15 protein-coding genes, 4 tRNA genes and 2 rRNA genes are annotated in these 18,364 nt (G+C 43.5%); 9 read left to right on the forward strand and 12 right to left on the reverse strand.

Annotation, left to right across the window (positions count from 1 at the left end; all coding sequences use genetic code 11):
• The first annotated feature begins 3 nt into the window (after positions 1–3).
• The 5 genes from AC0L6V_RS13640 to AC0L6V_RS13660 all read left to right on the forward strand — a co-directional run bounded on the left by AC0L6V_RS13640 (position 4) and on the right by AC0L6V_RS13660 (position 1,089).
• Positions 4–80, forward strand: a tRNA-Met gene (locus AC0L6V_RS13640).
• 13 nt (positions 81–93) lie between these two features.
• Positions 94–168: transfer RNA gene (locus AC0L6V_RS13645), tRNA-Gln, on the forward strand.
• Positions 169–199: 31 nt separating this feature from the next.
• Positions 200–276: transfer RNA gene (locus AC0L6V_RS13650), tRNA-Met, on the forward strand.
• A 13-nt stretch (positions 277–289) separates the two neighbouring features.
• Positions 290–364: transfer RNA gene (locus tag AC0L6V_RS13655), tRNA-Gln, on the forward strand.
• 119 nt (positions 365–483) lie between these two features.
• On the forward strand, positions 484–1,089 hold the full coding sequence (locus AC0L6V_RS13660; protein ID WP_265218204.1) for a TIGR04219 family outer membrane beta-barrel protein: 606 nt from the start codon (positions 484–486) through the stop codon (positions 1,087–1,089).
• A gap of 95 nt (positions 1,090–1,184) precedes the next feature.
• Here the strand turns inward: AC0L6V_RS13660 and clpB are convergent, their stop codons facing one another.
• The 3 genes from clpB to rluD all read right to left on the reverse strand — a co-directional run bounded on the left by clpB (position 1,185) and on the right by rluD (position 5,698).
• A complete protein-coding gene (gene clpB, locus AC0L6V_RS13665; RefSeq protein ID WP_409418668.1) occupies positions 1,185–3,767 on the reverse strand; it encodes an ATP-dependent chaperone ClpB in 2,583 nt (860 codons plus the stop codon).
• Positions 3,768–3,882: 115 nt separating this feature from the next.
• Positions 3,883–4,629, reverse strand: a complete 747-nt coding sequence (pgeF, locus tag AC0L6V_RS13670; protein WP_265218203.1) for a peptidoglycan editing factor PgeF — start codon at positions 4,627–4,629, stop codon at positions 3,883–3,885.
• Positions 4,630–4,714: 85 nt separating this feature from the next.
• Positions 4,715–5,698 (reverse strand): 23S rRNA pseudouridine(1911/1915/1917) synthase RluD, encoded by a 984-nt coding sequence (gene rluD / locus AC0L6V_RS13675; protein ID WP_265218202.1) that lies wholly within the window; start codon positions 5,696–5,698, stop codon positions 4,715–4,717.
• A gap of 160 nt (positions 5,699–5,858) precedes the next feature.
• On the opposite strand from rluD, the gene AC0L6V_RS13680 reads away from it, so the two are divergent.
• Entirely contained in the window at positions 5,859–6,701 is an 843-nt protein-coding gene (locus AC0L6V_RS13680; RefSeq protein WP_265218201.1) for an outer membrane protein assembly factor BamD, read from the forward strand.
• A 10-nt stretch (positions 6,702–6,711) separates the two neighbouring features.
• On the opposite strand, the gene AC0L6V_RS13685 is transcribed toward AC0L6V_RS13680, so the two are convergent.
• Both AC0L6V_RS13685 and AC0L6V_RS13690 read right to left on the reverse strand, forming a co-directional pair.
• Positions 6,712–7,362 (reverse strand): glutathione S-transferase, encoded by a 651-nt coding sequence (locus AC0L6V_RS13685; protein WP_265219369.1) that lies wholly within the window; start codon positions 7,360–7,362, stop codon positions 6,712–6,714.
• Positions 7,363–7,483: 121 nt separating this feature from the next.
• Positions 7,484–7,696, reverse strand: a complete 213-nt coding sequence (locus tag AC0L6V_RS13690) for a cold-shock protein (protein WP_111608974.1) — start codon at positions 7,694–7,696, stop codon at positions 7,484–7,486.
• A 303-nt stretch (positions 7,697–7,999) separates the two neighbouring features.
• On the opposite strand from AC0L6V_RS13690, the gene AC0L6V_RS13695 reads away from it, so the two are divergent.
• From AC0L6V_RS13695 to AC0L6V_RS13705, 3 genes are all read left to right on the forward strand, one after another.
• Complete coding sequence (locus tag AC0L6V_RS13695; RefSeq protein WP_265218200.1) at positions 8,000–8,149, forward strand: hypothetical protein; 150 nt, start codon at positions 8,000–8,002, stop codon at positions 8,147–8,149.
• The gene (locus tag AC0L6V_RS13700; RefSeq protein ID WP_409418669.1) at positions 8,133–9,344 is read left to right on the forward strand and encodes an ammonium transporter; all 1,212 of its coding nucleotides are present in this window, start codon (positions 8,133–8,135) and stop codon (positions 9,342–9,344) included. Before AC0L6V_RS13695 ends, AC0L6V_RS13700 begins: the two co-directional genes overlap by 17 nt.
• A gap of 130 nt (positions 9,345–9,474) precedes the next feature.
• Positions 9,475–9,933, forward strand: a complete 459-nt coding sequence (locus tag AC0L6V_RS13705) for a tRNA-uridine aminocarboxypropyltransferase (RefSeq protein ID WP_346433233.1) — start codon at positions 9,475–9,477, stop codon at positions 9,931–9,933.
• Here AC0L6V_RS13705 and AC0L6V_RS13710 read toward each other — a convergent pair.
• The 7 genes from AC0L6V_RS13710 to AC0L6V_RS13740 all read right to left on the reverse strand — a co-directional run bounded on the left by AC0L6V_RS13710 (position 9,923) and on the right by AC0L6V_RS13740 (position 18,197).
• Entirely contained in the window at positions 9,923–10,630 is a 708-nt protein-coding gene (locus tag AC0L6V_RS13710) for a fumarylacetoacetate hydrolase family protein (protein ID WP_265218199.1), read from the reverse strand. The genes AC0L6V_RS13705 and AC0L6V_RS13710 overlap by 11 nt on opposite strands.
• 29 nt (positions 10,631–10,659) lie before the next feature.
• Positions 10,660–11,298, reverse strand: coding sequence for a cupin domain-containing protein (locus AC0L6V_RS13715; protein ID WP_265218198.1), 639 nt, complete (start codon positions 11,296–11,298; stop codon positions 10,660–10,662).
• A 257-nt stretch (positions 11,299–11,555) separates the two neighbouring features.
• A complete protein-coding gene (locus AC0L6V_RS13720) occupies positions 11,556–12,494 on the reverse strand; it encodes a porin (RefSeq protein WP_265218197.1) in 939 nt (312 codons plus the stop codon).
• Positions 12,495–12,896: 402 nt separating this feature from the next.
• A complete protein-coding gene (locus AC0L6V_RS13725; protein WP_418138362.1) occupies positions 12,897–13,406 on the reverse strand; it encodes a DUF2058 domain-containing protein in 510 nt (169 codons plus the stop codon).
• A 178-nt stretch (positions 13,407–13,584) separates the two neighbouring features.
• On the reverse strand, positions 13,585–13,794 hold the full coding sequence (locus AC0L6V_RS13730) for a cold-shock protein (protein ID WP_024024079.1): 210 nt from the start codon (positions 13,792–13,794) through the stop codon (positions 13,585–13,587).
• 1,202 nt (positions 13,795–14,996) lie between these two features.
• Positions 14,997–15,111: ribosomal RNA gene (gene rrf, locus AC0L6V_RS13735) — 5S ribosomal RNA — on the reverse strand.
• A 197-nt stretch (positions 15,112–15,308) separates the two neighbouring features.
• Positions 15,309–18,197 (reverse strand): 23S ribosomal RNA (locus AC0L6V_RS13740).
• Between the last annotated feature and the right edge of the window lie 167 nt (positions 18,198–18,364).

Below are 18,364 nucleotides of genomic sequence, written 5' to 3' on the forward strand. Positions count from 1 at the left end.
AATGGCTATATAGCTCAGTTGGTTAGAGCACATCACTCATAATGATGGGGTCACTAGTTCGAATCTAGTTATAGCCACCATAATTCGATATGTTGGGGTATCGCCAAGCGGTAAGGCAACGGGTTTTGATCCCGTCATGCGTTGGTTCGAATCCAGCTACCCCAGCCATCGATGCTTCTTAGCAAAAACATATATGCAAGGCTATATAGCTCAGTTGGTTAGAGCACATCACTCATAATGATGGGGTCACTAGTTCGAATCTAGTTATAGCCACCATAATTCGACATATTGGGGTATCGCCAAGCGGTAAGGCAACGGGTTTTGATCCCGTCATGCGTTGGTTCGAATCCAGCTACCCCAGCCATCTATTGTAAATATTCTACACATTACTCCATATCTTCTCCTTATTTCATTGGTTTTTGTCTCTCTTCAACTTATAATCAGACAAAATTTACTATACATGATGATATATGGAAACTAATTATGAAATCAGCTCTTTTACTCTCGACTGCTTTGCTAGCAAGCGCTGCCCACGCTGATGTACTTGGTTTAACAGCAGAAGCAGGCTCGTACATCACTAATGATGGCGAAGATTTCAATACCTACTACGGTGTCGCAGTAGAACACCCCATTCCACTTATCCCGAATTTTCGCATCCAACACCAAGATCTAGAAGGCAAATTTTATAGCTCTAATACTAAAATAGACACGTCTTATAATGACTACACGCTATACTACGAATTCTTAGACGGTCTTTTGTGGTTAGATCTAGATGCTGGTCTTACACTACGCAGTATCGATGGCTCTATTGGTTCAACGGATGTAAGCGACTCTTACCCACTTGGCTACTTATCAGCTTATGTGACATTTCCAGGAACAAGCCTATCCGTAGGTGGTGAATTCAAAAGTGGTGGCGGTAGCGATGCTAGCATCACAGACTCAACTTTCAAGGTTAAATATCAGCCATTTTACTTCACTGGTATCGAAGCAGGTTACCGCAAAGTAAGTGAAGATATTGACGACATCGACAACTCAAGTTTTGATGTTGAGTTTACAGGTGTGTTCATTGGTGCTTTCGTCGATTTTTAAGCACTGATTTTAAGAGCTAATCTCCAAAAAAACGAAAAGCCCGCGATACTTTAGCGGGCTTTTCTGCTTTATATATGAACCTGACGCCTCGAAAGCTAACTGACTTTTGAGAAAGTAATTTCACCGTTAGAGACATCCGCCACAATACGATCTCCAGTAACAAAATGTCCGGCCAACAACTCATTTGCCAAAGGGTTTTCAATCCATCGCTGTATGGCACGTTTTAATGGGCGAGCCCCGTAGATCGGATCATAGCCCACCTCAACCAATTGATCTGATGCGGCCTCTGTTAACACTAAAGACATCCCCATCTCTGCCAATCGCTCATTCAAATGAGAAAGTTGGACCGTTGCAATGCCTTTAATTTGAGATTTCATCAGCGGATGAAACACCACGGCCTCATCAATTCGGTTGATAAACTCTGGCCGAAAATGCATGCCAACCACTTCCATCACTTTGGCTTTAATTTCTTCATATTGATCTGCAGATTGATACTCCTGAATCAAATCCGAAGCCAAATTAGAGGTCATAACAATAACGGTATTTTTAAAGTCTACCGTGCGACCTTGGCCATCCGTTAAACGACCATCGTCTAATACTTGGAGAAGAATATTAAACACATCAGGATGTGCCTTTTCCACCTCATCAAGCAGCAGAACGGAGTAAGGTCGACGCCTAACCGCTTCCGTTAGATAACCTCCCTCCTCATACCCAACATAACCCGGTGGTGCCCCAATCAAACGAGCAACAGAGTGCTTCTCCATAAACTCCGACATATCGATACGCACCATTGCCTGCTCGGTATCAAACAAAAACCTCGCCAAAGACTTACAAAGTTCTGTTTTACCAACGCCTGTGGGGCCTAGGAAAAGAAAAGAGCCGTTTGGTCTATTCGGGTCCGCTAAGCCTGATCGGGAACGGCGAACCGCGTTAGAGACGGCTGAGACGGCTTCATTCTGCCCCATGACAGATTCATGGAGTGCGTCTTCCATTCTCAACAGTTTATCCCGCTCTCCCTCCAGCATCTTATCCACAGGGATTCCAGTCCAACGAGACACAACGGTAGCGATCTCTTCTTCCGTAACGCGTCGCTTCAATAGACGCGTCGCGGTGTTTTCTTCTGCTTGACTGGCTTTTTCTATTTCCGTCTCAAGCATAGGAATCACACCGTATTGCAACTCAGACATTTTCGCCAAATTACCACTACGACGCGCCTCTTCCATTTCATGGCGAACCGCTTCTAAATCCTCTTTAAGCTTTTGCGCACCTTGAACTGCTGCTTTTTCTGCATTCCAGATTTCCTCTAAGTCAGAAAACTGCTTTTGCAGGGTGTTTATTTCACTGTCCAATTCATCAAGTCTTAGCTTAGACGCCTTGTCTTTTTCTTTCTTAAGCGCTTCTTTTTCAATTTTCAATTGAATCAAACGACGCTCTAAACGATCCATATCTTCAGGCTTTGAATCCATCTCCATACGAATACGGCTTGCAGCTTCATCAATCAAATCGATCGCTTTGTCTGGTAACTGGCGGTCTGTAATGTAACGTTGCGACAGCTTGGCAGCGGCAATAATGGCCGAATCGGTAATATCAACACCATGATGAACTTCGTAACGCTCCTTCAAACCACGCAAAATAGCGACAGAATCGAGTACGCTAGGCTCTTCCACCAGCACTTTTTGAAAGCGGCGCTCTAACGCAGCATCTTTTTCAATGTATTGACGATATTCATTAAGTGTTGTCGCACCAACACAATGCAATTCACCACGTGCAAGGGCTGGCTTGAGCATATTGCCAGCATCCATCGAACCTTCCGATTTGCCTGCGCCAACCATGGTATGAATTTCATCAATAAATAAAATCACCTGACCTTCTTGCTTAGAAAGCTCATTCAGCAAAGCCTTTAGACGCTCTTCAAACTCTCCACGATACTTCGCCCCAGCAATTAAAGCGCCCATATCAAGTGATAATACCCGCTTATTCTTTAGCCCCTCAGGCACTTCACCATTAATAATTCGTTGAGCGAGCCCTTCTACAATGGCGGTTTTTCCCACCCCAGGTTCACCAATCAAAACGGGGTTATTCTTACGGCGACGCTGTAAAACCTGAATTGTTCGACGTATTTCATCGTCTCTACCTATAACAGGGTCAAGCTTACCTTGTGCCGCTCTTGCGGTGAGATCAACCGTATATTTATCCAATGCTTGGCGACTTTCTTCGGCATTTGGATCATTCACTGACTCCCCACCGCGCACCTGATCAATCACGGTAGCAATATCGGCTTTTGTAACACCAGTCGTTTTAAGTGCCTTTGCTAAGTCATCCTTACCGTCAAACATTGCCATCAAAACCAATTCGGAAGAAATATATTGGTCTTTACGTTTTTGCGCTTCTTTATCGGCCAAGTTTAGCAAACGCCCTAACTCTGGTGACATTTGCACGTTGCCATCATGATCTTTGACCGTCGCCAGCTTAGTCAAAAGATTATTTAAACCCTCACGAAACTTAGCAACCTGAACCCCCGCTTGCTGCAAAATCGGTCGAGTACTGCCGCCTTGCTGATCGAGCAATGCCATCATTAAATGCAATGACTCGATATAAGAATGATCGTGGCCAAGCGCGATAGATTGCGCATCAGAAAGAGCAAGTTGTAATTTACTGGTTAAACGATCGATTCGCATAGGAACCTCCTGACCAAAAATAATAAAACACAGACACTTCCCACTTAATAAGTGCGCTTAGTCGCTTTTCAATAGACGGGTGTCATTTTTTTGACACCGGTCAATAAAACTTACTTTATTTATTCTCTAGCCAGATAACAGACACCATACGTCCGGTTTTTCCGTCACGGCGATACGAATAAAAACGATCTTTGTCAGTCAAGGTACAATACTGACCACCAGAGATATCAACCACGCCTTTGGCCAGTAATCGCTGCCTTGCAAGCAGGTATAAGTTACAAAGCCATTTGCCTTTCTTTGTCGCCACAAAAGCCAATTGCGCCTCTTGCCGCTCAGCCATAAATGCCTCACGAACATCATCGCCCACTTCAAACGCATTAGGACCAATGGCAGGCCCCAACCACACTAAGACATTTTCTGGTTCATCAAACTGTTTTAACGTTGTCTCTAAAATTCCAGCGCATAAACCGCGCCAGCCAGCATGGGCAACCGCTACTTTTGTACCTGCTTTATCACAAAAAAAGACTGGCAAGCAATCTGCCGTTAAAACCGCACACACCTGATTCAGTTGCTCAGACACCGCGGCATCACCACTGTCAGGCAAATCACGACAAGGCAAGCACACAACATCAGTGCCGTGGATTTGATTGAGCCATTGAACCGACTGAGGCATGCCGATGGCATTCGCAAACAAACGACGATTTTCGGTCACATGATTCATGTCGTCACCAACATGCGCCCCGAGGTTAAGCTCATTAAATGGCCGTTCACTCACACCACCCATGCGAGTCGACACATAAGCCCGTACCGAAGAAGGCGCAGGCCAATTTGGACAAATGAAAGAATCACTATGAGACACCATAAAAATCTCCAAAACCGCTTTGTTTAAAACCACTATCTTTTAAATAAAAAGGCAGCCTAGGCTGCCTTTTTTTAATCGTATCGCATTAAAAATACTCAGAATCGTTACTACCGGACTCCACCGTATCTTTTCGAAGCGCATCCAACAATTTTTTCATATCGTCGGGTAAATCAATTTCCCATTCCATCCATTTCCTGGTAATAGGATGAGCAAGCTCGAGTTTTTTTGCATGCAACGCCTGACGACGAAAGTGTCTCAACTCGTCTTGTAATTCAGGGGAACAAGCCTTTGGCATTTTTAGACGACCACCATATTGAGGATCACCGACCAATGGATACTGAATAAATGCCATGTGCACACGAATTTGATGGGTACGACCCGTTTCCAACTTCAAGCGAATATGCGTATGGTTTTTAAAACGTTCCACCAAGCGATAATGGGTCACAGCTTCCTTACCATTAACAGGCTCAACCGCTTGTTTTTGACGATTGTGTGGGTGACGGCCGATAGGCTGATCAACAACGCCACCACCGGTCATCACGCCAATCGAAACGGCTTCATATTCACGTCCCATGCTGCGTTCTTGCAGCTGCATAACCAAATCGGTCTGCGCTGCCAATGTTTTAGCCACGACCATCAACCCTGTGGTTTCTTTATCTAAGCGATGTACAATACCCGCGCGAGGCAGATGAGCTGTTTCAGGCGCATGGTGAAGGATCGCATTCATCAAGGTACCATCGCGATTACCCACAGCTGGATGCACAACCAATCCAGCAGGCTTGTTGATGATCATAATGTCGTCATCTTCATAAACGACATCTAGCGCCATTTCTTGCGCTTCATGCTCTTCTTGAGCTTCGATCACTATGTCCAATGACACCAACTCACCACCAAACAATTTTTCTTTCGGTTTAGTCAGTTTACCATCAACCGTTAAGGCACCTTCTTTAATCCAGCTCTGAATTCGTGAGCGAGAATAGTCACTAAACAGCTCTGTTGCGATCTGATCAAATCGATTACCACCCAAATCGAAAGGAACTTGGGCTTCTTTTACTATGCGCTCTGCCATACAATGTACTTTAATCTGTTGTTTTCAGCTCATTAAATTTATCATAGAGTCTGAAAGTGAAAAAACGTGTAGCGCCTTGCACTTCATCATCTTTCGCAATTTAACGCTACAAAATGCCGATTGAGGCTAATCTACTACCATATCAAGGTTTTGATTATACATGGGATTTCATCACTCGTTGCTCCGATTCTCTGGAATAGTTGGTTTTTCTTTATTAATTGTGGCTTGTTCAAGTAAGCAAGTACAAGAACCAGACCTGCCTGAACGCGTTTATTATGATAAAGCGCAACAGGCACTGAAAGAAAACTTGCCATCCACTGCAATAAAACACCTCAAAGACTTGGATTCACGCTATCCATTTGGCGAATTCAGCACACGCGCAGAATTAGATCTCATCTATGCCCAAATGGAAGCAAGCGACTTCATTGCTGCTCACGCGGCAGCGGAACGCTTTATCAAAAACCACCCTGAGCATGATTCGATTGATTACGCTTACTACATGCGTGCCTTATCTACTTACAAGGGGGCAGAAAGTCTAATGTCTCGCTACTTAAACTTAGACCCCAGTGAAAGAGACTCGAAAGAACTGTCTAAGGCCTTCAACGAATTAGCGGATTTTACCTCTCGTTTTCCAAACAGCGCCTATGCACCAGACGGAAAAGCGCGTATGTACTATTTACGTGAAATGGTCGCTCGTCATGAATTACAAGTGGCTCACTACTACCTAAAAAGAAAAGCACCGCTTTCTGCACTCCGTCGTAGCCAAGAGGTCATTCAAAATTATCCAAGTTCACAGTCTGTGGAAGAGGCTCTAGCAATAAGCGTACAGTCTTATAATGACTTGGAAAAAACCGATCTAGCTGAAACCAATTTTTCCGTGTTAAAACAAAACTTCCCCAATTCTTCCTATATTAGCAAGCAAGGTCAGTTCGTTCCAATACAACAACCTAATGATGCTGATCCTAGCTTCTTATACTGGGTAACCTTTGGCTTGATAGAGTAAAGCTTACGGTTTAAGCGGGGAAAGGCACTTCCGCCTGCCCCGCTTGCCAAGCCGAGTGTTTAATCATTACGACAGATTGAAACAAAGCAGAATTGATAAATCTGGCCAGCCAGACTTTTACGTTATTATATTGAGAAATATCAAACCAACTTTGGTTTACGGCCACAAACTGACGAACAAATGGAAAAATCATAATGTCAGGCAAGGTTTCGCTCTCCCCAAACAAATAACTTCGCTTTTTTAAACGATTTTCTAGTCTTTGTAAGAATATTTCCCCCTTAGAGCGGTAATATACTTCCGAAAAATCAGGATACCTATCTGCGTATTTATAACGATCAAGCCAATATTTAAAAAAGTGGTCATTATAAGCAATCCACGCCTGCATGTTATTTCTTTGCTTTATTTCTGATGGCCACAACTGCTGAGATCTATTTTTTATACTGGACTTCGAAAGCGCCCAAAAAATAATATCGGAACTCTCCGCATATCTCGCACCATCAACATCAATCAACTGAGGGACGGTGGATCGACCACCTAATGATAAGAGTGCGTCCGGTTTTGCCTTTAAAATCACTTCTCGCAGATAGACAGACACGTTTAAAAAAGCAAGTGTATATCTGACTCTAATAGCGTAAGGGCAACGCCGAAACGAGTACAACACAGGTAACAAAACACCCTCCTATAAATGAAAAACAATAGACATAAAAAAACCATGCTCATCATTAACATCTTACCTAAAATAAGCAGTTAAACGCATGGTTTTTAGCCAATTAAAGCACCAGTTACACTGGTGTAACATTCTCAGCTTGAGGACCTTTCTGGCCTTGAGTCACTTCAAATGTCACTTTCTGACCTTCTTGTAGAGTACGACGACCATTGCCATTTATAGAACGAAAATGAACAAAAACATCAGGACCGCCTTCACGAGCAATGAAACCAAATCCTTTTTCGTCATTAAACCATTTAACAATACCTGATACTAATTGACCTGACATAACAACCTCATTTTATTTTTGCTGCTCTTAATGAGCAGTCTTTATAACTAAGCTTAAATAAGCAAGGACTTAACGTTAAGTATATTAATTCGCGTTAGCATAAAAAACACACTTCTAAATATAATATGTCTTAGAAAGTAAAATAGAAAGCAGATGAAAAGCAAGTATTGTTAAAAAAAGTAATATTCCCCATAGATAACCAGAGTCAATAAAAATCTCTCTTGAAGCAATAATAACCCCACTCAAACACCACAATGGTGCACTAATACACAAAAGCAAAAGAAAGCACCAAAAAAAGCAAAAATGGAACATTTATTGCTAGAAAATGGAGCAAACGGATTTTTAACAAAGAAAATACATAAAATAGCCCAACTATTGGGCAAAAAAACAAACAAACAAAACCATTTTGGTGCAGAAAAACCATTAGGAGTAATCCGTGACACCCTCAAATAGTGCAGTAGAAATGCTAGTATCTAGCTCAAACACCCTCTTCATCTTACTCGGAGCTATCATGGTATTTGCCATGCACGCTGGGTTTGCTTTTTTAGAAGTCGGTACCGTTCGCCATAAAAACCAAGTCAACGCCTTAGTCAAAATAATGACTGATTTCGCCATATCAGCCCTTGTTTATTTCTTTATCGGCTATCAAATAGCCTATGGGGTTAACTTCTTTGACAGCGCCGCAGTGCTGTCTCAGGAACACGGTTACAGTCTCGTGAAGTTTTTCTTTTTAATGACTTTTGCAGCCGCTATCCCTGCCATCATATCTGGTGGCGTGGCTGAACGAGCAAAATTTTATCCCATGCTAATCTCTGCCGCTGTGATTGTTGGTGTCGCCTACCCACTCTTTGAAGGCATAGTTTGGAATGGTAATTATGGAATACAGGGCTGGCTAGAAACACAATATGGTGAGCCCTTTCATGATTTTGCTGGGTCTGTTGTTGTCCACGCATTTGGGGGCTGGGTCGCCTTAACGGCCATTTTATTACTAGGCACTCGAAAAGGACGTTTTAGAAATGGCAAACTTGTCGCCTTTGCACCATCAAACATCCCCTTTTTAGCGTTAGGAGCTTGGATCTTATGCATAGGTTGGTTTGGCTTTAACGTCATGTCTGCTCAAACATTAGAAGGCATTAGTGGACTAGTTGCGGTTAATTCCTTGATGGCGATGGTAGGAGGAATCATCGCTGCTATGCTATTTGGAAAAAATGACCCAGGCTTCATACACAACGGCCCACTAGCAGGCTTAGTCGCCGTATGCGCAGGCTCCGACATCATGCACCCCATTGGGGCGCTAGCCACGGGGGCCATTGCGGGGATGATCTTCACAATCTTGTTTACCGTTATTCAGCAGAAATTTAAGCATACTGACGATGTACTTGGCGTTTGGCCACTTCATGGCGTCTGCGGAGCTTGGGGGGGCATTGCAGCCGGTATCTTTGGTTCCGAAGCACTTGGTGGACTAGGTGGCGTAAGTCTTATCTCTCAGCTGCTAGGAAGCTTAGGTGGTATTATAATAGCAACACTGAGTGGATTCATCGTATATGGAATAGTCAAGGCGGTGAGCGGCCTAAGACTAAGTGAGGAAGATGAGTTTAACGGAGCGGATTTAGCCATCCATAAAATAGGCTCTATTGGTAAAGAATAACCTTCTACCATTCAAAAAAGCCTGACGCCACACTGTAAAATTGGCGTTAGGCTTTTTTATTTTTTGTTCATGTCAGTAGCAGTATAATAACCAAAGCATTCGCACTCACTCAATTGAAGCAAAAATAAACATGAAGATTTGGCTACTGACACACAGTGAAGAACTAAAAAAAACATCTGGAACAGGCAAAATAGTAAAAGAGACGTTAGAAAGCGAGTGCGAAATTATTGTGTGGTCCAGAGTGGATCCAAGCACAGCAATATTAGCTCTACCACCCGCTAACACCATACTGGTATATCCATGTGAAAACCAGCAACAGACATCTTTAATTGACCTGACACTAACAGTCGACAACATCATTATTATTGATGGCACTTGGCAACAAGCTAAGAAAATATACAACCAATCGCCTTACTTAAAAGCATTCGCACATTACGAAATTAAAGGCATCACATCTTTGTACCAAAAGCGTCGTAATCAAAAAAATATAGGCTTATGCACTGCTGAAGTAGCCATTCACTTGCTAACCGAATACAAACACCCAGCAGCATCAAGCCTATTAGAAAAGTTTACTGTATTTAATCAGTAATACTTACTCGGATTTCTCCCAAATGTGTAACCCAAGCCTGCATGATGTCACCCATAACAACAGCACCGACATTCTCGGGTGTGCCTGTCATAATTAAATCACCTGGACGTAACTCAAAGACCTCAGATATTTTGCAAATCACTTCTTCAATAGACCAAGTTAAATTAGAAATATGACTAATTTGCTTGGTACCCCCGTTTACTTTTAAGCCAATTTCCGCTTTTGATATATCACCAGTAAGTTGAGCATTTTTTAAGGAAATAGGACCTATCGGAGCGGACTCATCAAAAGATTTACCTACCTCCCATGGACGACTTTTCTTTTTGGCTTGTGCTTGTAAATCACGACGAGTCATGTCTAACCCAACGGCATAACCTAAAATGGCATCATTCGCTTGCTGCATCGTTAAATGGCGACCACCTTTACCGATAGCAACAACTAACTCAACTTCATATTCAAACTGTGACGTGGCCATCGGGTAAGAGATAGGCGTAACATTTGAATAAGTAACAGGCACGACACACGATGCATCCTTCTTGAAAAAGAAAGGTGGATCTCTTTCTGGATCGTCTCCCATTTCTTTAGAATGCTCCGCATAATTACGACCAACACAATAAACTCGGCCGACAGGAAACAGCTGATTGCTGTCTACTACAGGTAAAAATACTCGCTTTTGTTCGGGTACAATATGCTTCACAGAAACCCCAATATACCGCTTAATAAAAACTAAAAATGTCCTGATTTAATCCAAATAAAACAATCGGATTCGACACGCCAATGGCTCAGCAAAAAATTAGGCTCTCGCAACCACCCCTCTGAGGAGATTAACAAGCCGTCGTAATTAGCTTGGCCCGATATCATAAATAACTCAACCGAATCAGATAAGTCTAATTCACTTAACAGATTCTCACTATTCTGAATACGAACAAGCCAAACCCGCTCATTACCAAATTGATAAAGAGGGAATATTTCAGACGCTGTAGAAGACCAAATCTTAGGCGTACTAATATATACCTGATTAAGATCTGAAGTTTGAAACTGGTGCAACTTCACTAACAAAAGACAACCATCAATACTGTGTGGGGCATGGCTACTACCTGGTGGATTACGAAAGTAACTGCCGGCTTTAAAATCGCCTTTTTCATCAGAAAAAATACCTTTTAGGACAAGGATCTCTTCTCCTAGAGGATGTGGATGTGGCCGAAAAACTGAACCAGCATCGTAGCGGACCAAGCTAGTCGCATGGCCACGTTCAGCCTCTTCTCTAGCTAATGGTTTTCTATGAACACCAGACATAGGACTGGCAACCCAATCGACCTTATCTGTTTCAATAAATACCGCTTGAGCAAAGTTCATATTAAGCATGATTAACCGCCACCAAATAATTGAAAAATAAGTGTAACGGTTTGGTCAAATAACAATCAAGTTTTTCGTAAATTCATTAAGCTACAAATACAAAGCAAAAAAAGCACCGGGTGCTGCCACCTGGTGCCAAAAATGTTCCAACAATCCGCCTACAAGAGAGATATATGGAACCTTGAATGATCGTACTTAACATAAGGCTCCCACCTTATTGGGTAGGAAGGAGCCTTAGAGTAAATAAAATCGTCTATGAGAAGATCTTAGAAACCGTAGTAAACACCAACAGCTGTTTGAGTATCAGTGTCGCTGCTAGTAGCACTTTCAAACTTACCAACTTCACCAAACACATAGATATTTGATGCTAGGCTGTAAGTCACGCCTGCCGCGTATTCATTGAAGTCATCAGAACCTGCTGCATCAGGATCAACATTTTGGTAAGAAGCGTACACATCACCAGCACCGTAACCGTAACGTGCTGCTAAACCAAGAATGTCTCGAGTATCTTCTGTGGTTTCGTATTTAGCTGTAACAGACAAGTTTTCCAAAGGAGTCACTGTAATAGCTAGGCCTGTAGTCGCTTCTGCATCAGCAGTATTGTCACGAGTATCGTAACCCAATGCAGCAGACACGATACCAGTAGAATACTTAACAACCATCATAGAAGAAGATTTGTCATAATTAGCATTCGTAGCTTGACCTTCGCTTGCGTCGCCTTTAACTTGCACCGCCGCTTGCACTTCAAAACCGTTTACAGAAGGAGAGAAGTAAGCAATGGTATCGCCTTCAGACGTTTTTGCCGCATTTGTAAAGCCTAGGTATTCATATTGATCAACCGCATCTTGAATCGCATTGTTGTAGATTGTGTCGAATGAACCAATTTGAACTTTACCAAAGTTACCTTGCAAGCCAACAAAAGCTTGGTCTAAGTCAGCTTTACCATTGTCTTCAGCACCCGATTTTTGGTCTGCATCAAATTCTAGTTCGTACTTGAAGAAAGCGGTCAAATCATCATTGATTTTAGTCTCGCCTTTTAAACCAATAGTAGAACCGTTATCTTCAAAGTTGCCGCCAGCATCTTTATCTGCATAGGCGTATTGAATGTTACCGTAAACATCTACTGTAGAACCTTCAGCAGCATAAGCAGATACAGACGCAAGAGCTGCGCTAGATACAGCAATAGCAATAATCGATTTTTTCATTCTCGTTTCCCTTTTAAATGTTTGTACGCTTTTTCTTGTAGGCGCTTGATATGTGCAAGCAACAGTCAAACAATCTAAACTTTCCACAGAAATTGACAACCTAGTGCAAGCTAATTGCATCAAGTATCCGCTATGTGTGCTATTTTTGTGAAATATTACATATAAAAAGGATTTCCCATCACTATTTCATACCAGACAAATTAAAAAACCATTAAATAACAATGATTTATAAAAAAGCGCGAGATAATGTGCATATGAAGAAACAAAAAAATCAAATCAGTTCGAAAATTTTTCGTCAATACAGAAGGGAAATCTTGCTTTAAGAGAAAATTAAGATGAATAAGGACCGGAAAAATAAGGGCAAAGAGGGCAAAAAAACCCTCTTAGAGGAAAAAAACGCTGTTACCACATTAAATCATCAGGAATTTTAAAGTCAGCGTAAGGGTCATCATCAACACTTTCAACACGGTTATTACAAACAAGTACGTAAGAAGCATCACGCTCATTAATCTTGACAGCCACAGGCTCAGGGACAATCTCATACTGCTGTTCAAGCTTAACAATAGCCAAACGACCCCGACTTAAATCATCATGCATTGACTGGCTTATATATAACTGCTTCACTTTTTTACTGTCTGTAAAATGATAGGCAATGTCACCGTCCTCTTTCCGAATACGGTTTTGCTCTATCATCTGTCTAATCTGACCTTGAATTGCCTTATGCTCAGCAAGTTTTTGGCGCTCTAAATTTAATGCTCTATCTTTCTCTGCTTTCTCAAGTCTTTGTTGCTTTAGAGACTCCTGTCGCTCAGTATCATCAGTGGCAAGCATCTTGCCTTTTTTAATTTTTTGCTTCTGTTGAAGCGTCTCAGCTTTTAGCTTTTTAACTTTCTTTTTATCAACGAGTCCCAACACCCAATAACTGCTCTTGCAATGACTTAACAGCCATAAAACGTCACCTCACGTTTCTAAAATCAATAGTTCAAATCAATACTGTACTTAAAAAGTTCAGCCTACAAAAACAAAAAAAGCGACTTAGAAGTCGCTTTTTAGCATTCGCACTGCTGAGTATAACCTCAGCAACGTTACCTTATAAAGGTGTAACGTTTTGAGCTTCTGGGCCTTTTTTGCCTTGAGCTACTTGGAATTCAACTTTTTGGCCTTCAGCCAAAGTTTTGAAACCAGAAGTGTTGATTGCAGAGAAATGAACAAAAACATCAGGACCAGAATCCTGAGTGATGAAACCGAAACCTTTAGTTTCGTTGAAAAATTTTACTGTACCAGTTACTACGTCAGACATGTCTGTTTATCCTGTAGGTTAAGTTAATTTATACGCAGGCGCTAGTCGCCTACGTTATAGTGCTAAAAAAACTCGGTATTACTTATGACTTAACAGGACCGAACATACATGACGTAATATTCGCAACTCTGGACATAAATATTGCCAACTCTTTTAAACGAAACTGATTGTAGTCCGCTTTCAGTCGCTGGGTCAATCAAGTTTTGAACAATTTTTAATAAAACAGCACAAAGAATGCCCTTAAATCTCCAAAAGTCGATCCTATCTCATTGTATTTAATGGTTTTATAGGTTAAAAATTGAAGAATAATAATTTCAAAAAACATAAATGCTACTTGACTTCAAAAGTATCACCATTAGCTATTACATAGTTAAATTTAGAGTTACGTTAAGTGTTATGTGTATAAAACATTCGCAAGCTATAGAGCATGCCTGATCATGATTAGGCCTCCCTCAAGAGACCCACAGAACCAAGATTTACAAGTTCGCTAACTAAACTGCAAAACCACTGTTGCTATGTTGTAGGCAGAAGATAGTCAGTTATCTTGGATAAGATAATATGTCTCGGTCTCGACAAAAAGGCATCTCATGCTGCGTCGGGCTAAAGCCACGATCGACAAAAACTATATAAATCAAAATTTTGAAAAAATATATAACAATTGCCTTAGGTTGGAATCGCTCTGCCACGTTGTGAGCCTACGAAACAGGCGCAAGCGAAGCGAATACCAGGGTGATATATAGTTAAACCCCTGTAGGTCGGTCTTCAGGCCGTCAAAAAAGCTCGCGACAACACATCACGTCTTGTCGAGCTAAAGCCACGACCTACAAAAACCTGAACCAAGTGTAGGTCGGCCTTTAGGCCGTCAAAAGCGAAGCGAATACCAAGGTGATGGTGATGCACCTCGGCCCCTTTCCTTGAGACGAAAAAAAGCCCTGACAGCGTTAGCTATCAGGGCCTTCTTAATATAAAGCTTGATGATGGATGCTTATCCCCTTGCGGGATGCTTATCCCCTTGCGGGATGCTTATCCCCTTGCGGGATGCTTATCCCCTTGCGGGATGCTTATCCCCTTGCGGGATGCTTATCCCTCACATGCGAGTCTTTGATAAAGAGCCCCACACGTACGTGGGAAGGATCATGCTACGTCCCTGAAACGAAAAAACCCCACCCTACTGAGTAGGGCGGGGTTTCTCTTAATATAAAGCTTGACGACGACCTACTCTCACATGGGATCTCCCACACTACCATCGGCGATGGCGCTTTTCACTTCTGAGTTCGGGATGGGATCAGGTGGTTCAACGCCTCTATGATCGTCAAGCAATTCGTTTTGCGTTTTGTTCTGGCTGGACTCTTTTCGTCTCACCACAACACGCGAATACGTGCTTGGATCTTTAACAATTCATTTTGAAATAGTGATAACCAAGTATCAAACCGATGCTCATCATTGCTGATGCTTTATCGTAATCTGTGTCTGTGATTGTAGCGTTTCCGCTTTAAAAACCACTTTGGTGTTATATGGTCAAGCCTCACGAGCAATTAGTATTGGTTAGCTCAATGCCTCACAGCACTTACACACCCAACCTATCAACGTCCTAGTCTCGAACGGCTCTTTAGGGAACTTATGTTCCAGTGAGATCTTATCTTAAGGGAGGCTTCCCGCTTAGATGCTTTCAGCGGTTATCCCGTCCGAACATAGCTACCCGGCAATGCCACTGGCGTGACAACCGGAACACCAGAGGTTCGTCCACTCCGGTCCTCTCGTACTAGGAGCAGCTCCTCTCAAATCTCAAACGTCCACGGCAGATAGGGACCGAACTGTCTCACGACGTTCTAAACCCAGCTCGCGTACCACTTTAAATGGCGAACAGCCATACCCTTGGGACCGGCTTCAGCCCCAGGATGTGATGAGCCGACATCGAGGTGCCAAACACCGCCGTCGATGTGAACTCTTGGGCGGTATCAGCCTGTTATCCCCGGAGTACCTTTTATCCGTTGAGCGATGGCCCTTCCATACAGAACCACCGGATCACTAAGACCTACTTTCGTACCTGCTCGACGTGTCTGTCTCGCAGTTAAGCGTGCTTTTGCCTTTACACTCTATGCATGATTTCCGACCATGCTGAGCACACCTTCGTGCTCCTCCGTTACTCTTTGGGAGGAGACCGCCCCAGTCAAACTACCCACCACACAGTGTCCTCGATCCGGATTACGGACCTGAGTTAGAACCTCAAACATACCAGGGTGGTATTTCAAGAGTGGCTCCACGGTAACTGGCGTCACCGCTTCAAAGCCTCCCACCTATCCTACACAAGTAGGTTCAAAGTTCACTGTGAAGCTATAGTAAAGGTTCACGGGGTCTTTCCGTCTAGCCGCGGATACACAGCATCTTCACTGCGATTTCAATTTCACTGAGTCTCGGGTGGAGACAGTGTGGCCATCGTTACGCCATTCGTGCAGGTCGGAACTTACCCGACAAGGAATTTCGCTACCTTAGGACCGTTATAGTTACGGCCGCCGTTTACTTGGGCTTCGATCAAGAGCTTCGCTTGCGCTAACCCCATCAATTAACCTTCAAGCACCGGGCAGGCGTCACACCCTATACGTCCACTTTCGTGTTTGCAGAGTGCTGTGTTTTTAATAAACAGTCGCAGCCACCTGGTATCTTCGACCGACTAGTGCTTACGGAGCAAGTCCTTCACACCGGCCGGCGTACCTTCTCCCGAAGTTACGGTACCATTTTGCCTAGTTCCTTCACCCGAGTTCTCTCAAGCGCCTTGGTATTCTCTACCTGACCACCTGTGTCGGTTTGGGGTACGGTTCCTGCATATCTGAAGCTTAGAAGTTTTTCCTGGAAGCATGGCATCAACCACTTCGCCCAAAAGAGGCTTCGTCATCAGTTCTCGGTCTTAAAAGGGCCGGATTTGCCTAAGCCCTAAACCTACCGCCTTAAACACAGACAACCATCGCTGTGCTGGCCTAGCCTTCTCCGTCTCTCCATCGCAATATGCACGAGTACAGGAATATTAACCTGTTTCCCATCGACTACGCATTTCTGCCTCGCCTTAGGGGCCGACTCACCCTGCCCTGATTAACATGGGACAGGAAACCTTGGTCTTCCGGCGGGGAAGTTTTTCACTCCCCTTATCGTTACTCATGTCAACATTCGCACTTCTGATACCTCCAGCCTGCCTTACAGCTTGACCTTCAACGGCTTACAGAACGCTCCTCTACCATGCCTAGTAAACTAAGCATCCGTAGCTTCGGTGTACAGTTTTAGCCCCGTTATATCTTCCGCGCAGGCCGACTCGACTAGTGAGCTATTACGCTTTCTTTAAAGGATGGCTGCTTCTAAGCCAACCTCCTAGCTGTCTAAGCCTTCCCACATCGTTTCCCACTTAACTGTAACTTTGGGACCTTAGCTGACGGTCTGGGTTGTTTCCCTTTCCACGACGGACGTTAGCACCCGCCGTGTGTCTCCCGTAATTGCACTCATTGGTATTCGGAGTTTGCATGGGGTTGGTAAGTCGGGATGACCCCCTAGCCCAAACAGTGCTCTACCCCCAATGGTGAGATACGAGGCGCTACCTAAATAGCTTTCGAGGAGAACCAGCTATCTCCGAGCTTGATTAGCCTTTCACTCCTATCCACAAGTCATCCCCAGCCTTTTCAACGGATGTGGGTTCGGTCCTCCAGTTGATGTTACTCAACCTTCAACCTGCTCATGGATAGATCGCCCGGTTTCGGGTCTATTCCCAGCAACTAAACGCCCTATTAAGACTCGGTTTCCCTACGGCTCCACTACATGTTTAACCTTGCTACTGAAAATAAGTCGTTGACCCATTATACAAAAGGTACGCAGTCACGGAACAAGTCCGCTCCCACTGCTTGTACGTACACGGTTTCAGGATCTATTTCACTCCCCTCACAGGGGTTCTTTTCGCCTTTCCCTCACGGTACTGGTTCACTATCGGTCAGTCAGGAGTATTTAGCCTTGGAGGATGGTCCCCCCATATTCAGACAGGATAACACGTGTCCCGTCCTACTCGTTTTCATGATTAAGGTGTTTTCGTATACGGGGCTATCACCCTCTATCGCGGCACTTTCCAGAGCCTTCTACTAACACCAAAACCACTTAAGGGCTAATCCCCTTTCGCTCGCCGCTACTTAGGGAATCTCGGTTGATTTCTTTTCCTAAGGGTACTTAGATGTTTCAGTTCCCCTCGTTCGCCTCCTCACAGCTATGTATTCACTGTGGGATACTCTACAAGTAGAGTGGGTTCCCCCATTCGGACATGTTCGGATCAAAGCCTGTTTATCGACTCCCCGAACCTTTTCGCAGATTACCACGTCCTTCATCGCCTCTGACTGCCAAGGCATCCACCGTGCACGCTTGGTCACTTGACCATATAACCCAAAATAGTTTCGGATCACATACCAAAGGGCTTTTGTACCCCTCTGGATTTACGATTTAGAAAGTCATCTAGGTTAAAGATGCTTTCCACCGGTTTGACGCTTGATTATCGTCTATTTCAAAATTCGAATTGTTAAAGAGCAAGTTTAGTGCAAAGCAC

This window comes from Marinomonas sp. G8-14, from assembly GCF_055808935.1.

Coding starts and splice junctions, on each gene's coding strand:
- AC0L6V_RS13660 (WP_265218204.1), top strand. CDS start 484: ATGAAATCAGCTCTTTTACTCTCGACTGCTTTGCTAGCAAGCGCTGCC.
- clpB (WP_409418668.1), bottom strand. CDS start 3,767: ATGCGAATCGATCGTTTAACCAGTAAATTACAACTTGCTCTTTCTGAT.
- pgeF (WP_265218203.1), bottom strand. CDS start 4,629: ATGGTGTCTCATAGTGATTCTTTCATTTGTCCAAATTGGCCTGCGCCT.
- rluD (WP_265218202.1), bottom strand. CDS start 5,698: ATGGCAGAGCGCATAGTAAAAGAAGCCCAAGTTCCTTTCGATTTGGGT.
- AC0L6V_RS13680 (WP_265218201.1), top strand. CDS start 5,859: ATGGGATTTCATCACTCGTTGCTCCGATTCTCTGGAATAGTTGGTTTT.
- AC0L6V_RS13690 (WP_111608974.1), bottom strand. CDS start 7,696: ATGTCAGGTCAATTAGTATCAGGTATTGTTAAATGGTTTAATGACGAA.
- AC0L6V_RS13695 (WP_265218200.1), top strand. CDS start 8,000: ATGGAACATTTATTGCTAGAAAATGGAGCAAACGGATTTTTAACAAAG.
- AC0L6V_RS13705 (WP_346433233.1), top strand. CDS start 9,475: ATGAAGATTTGGCTACTGACACACAGTGAAGAACTAAAAAAAACATCT.
- AC0L6V_RS13715 (WP_265218198.1), bottom strand. CDS start 11,298: ATGCTTAATATGAACTTTGCTCAAGCGGTATTTATTGAAACAGATAAG.
- AC0L6V_RS13720 (WP_265218197.1), bottom strand. CDS start 12,494: ATGAAAAAATCGATTATTGCTATTGCTGTATCTAGCGCAGCTCTTGCG.
- AC0L6V_RS13730 (WP_024024079.1), bottom strand. CDS start 13,794: ATGTCTGACGTAGTAACTGGTACAGTAAAATTTTTCAACGAAACTAAA.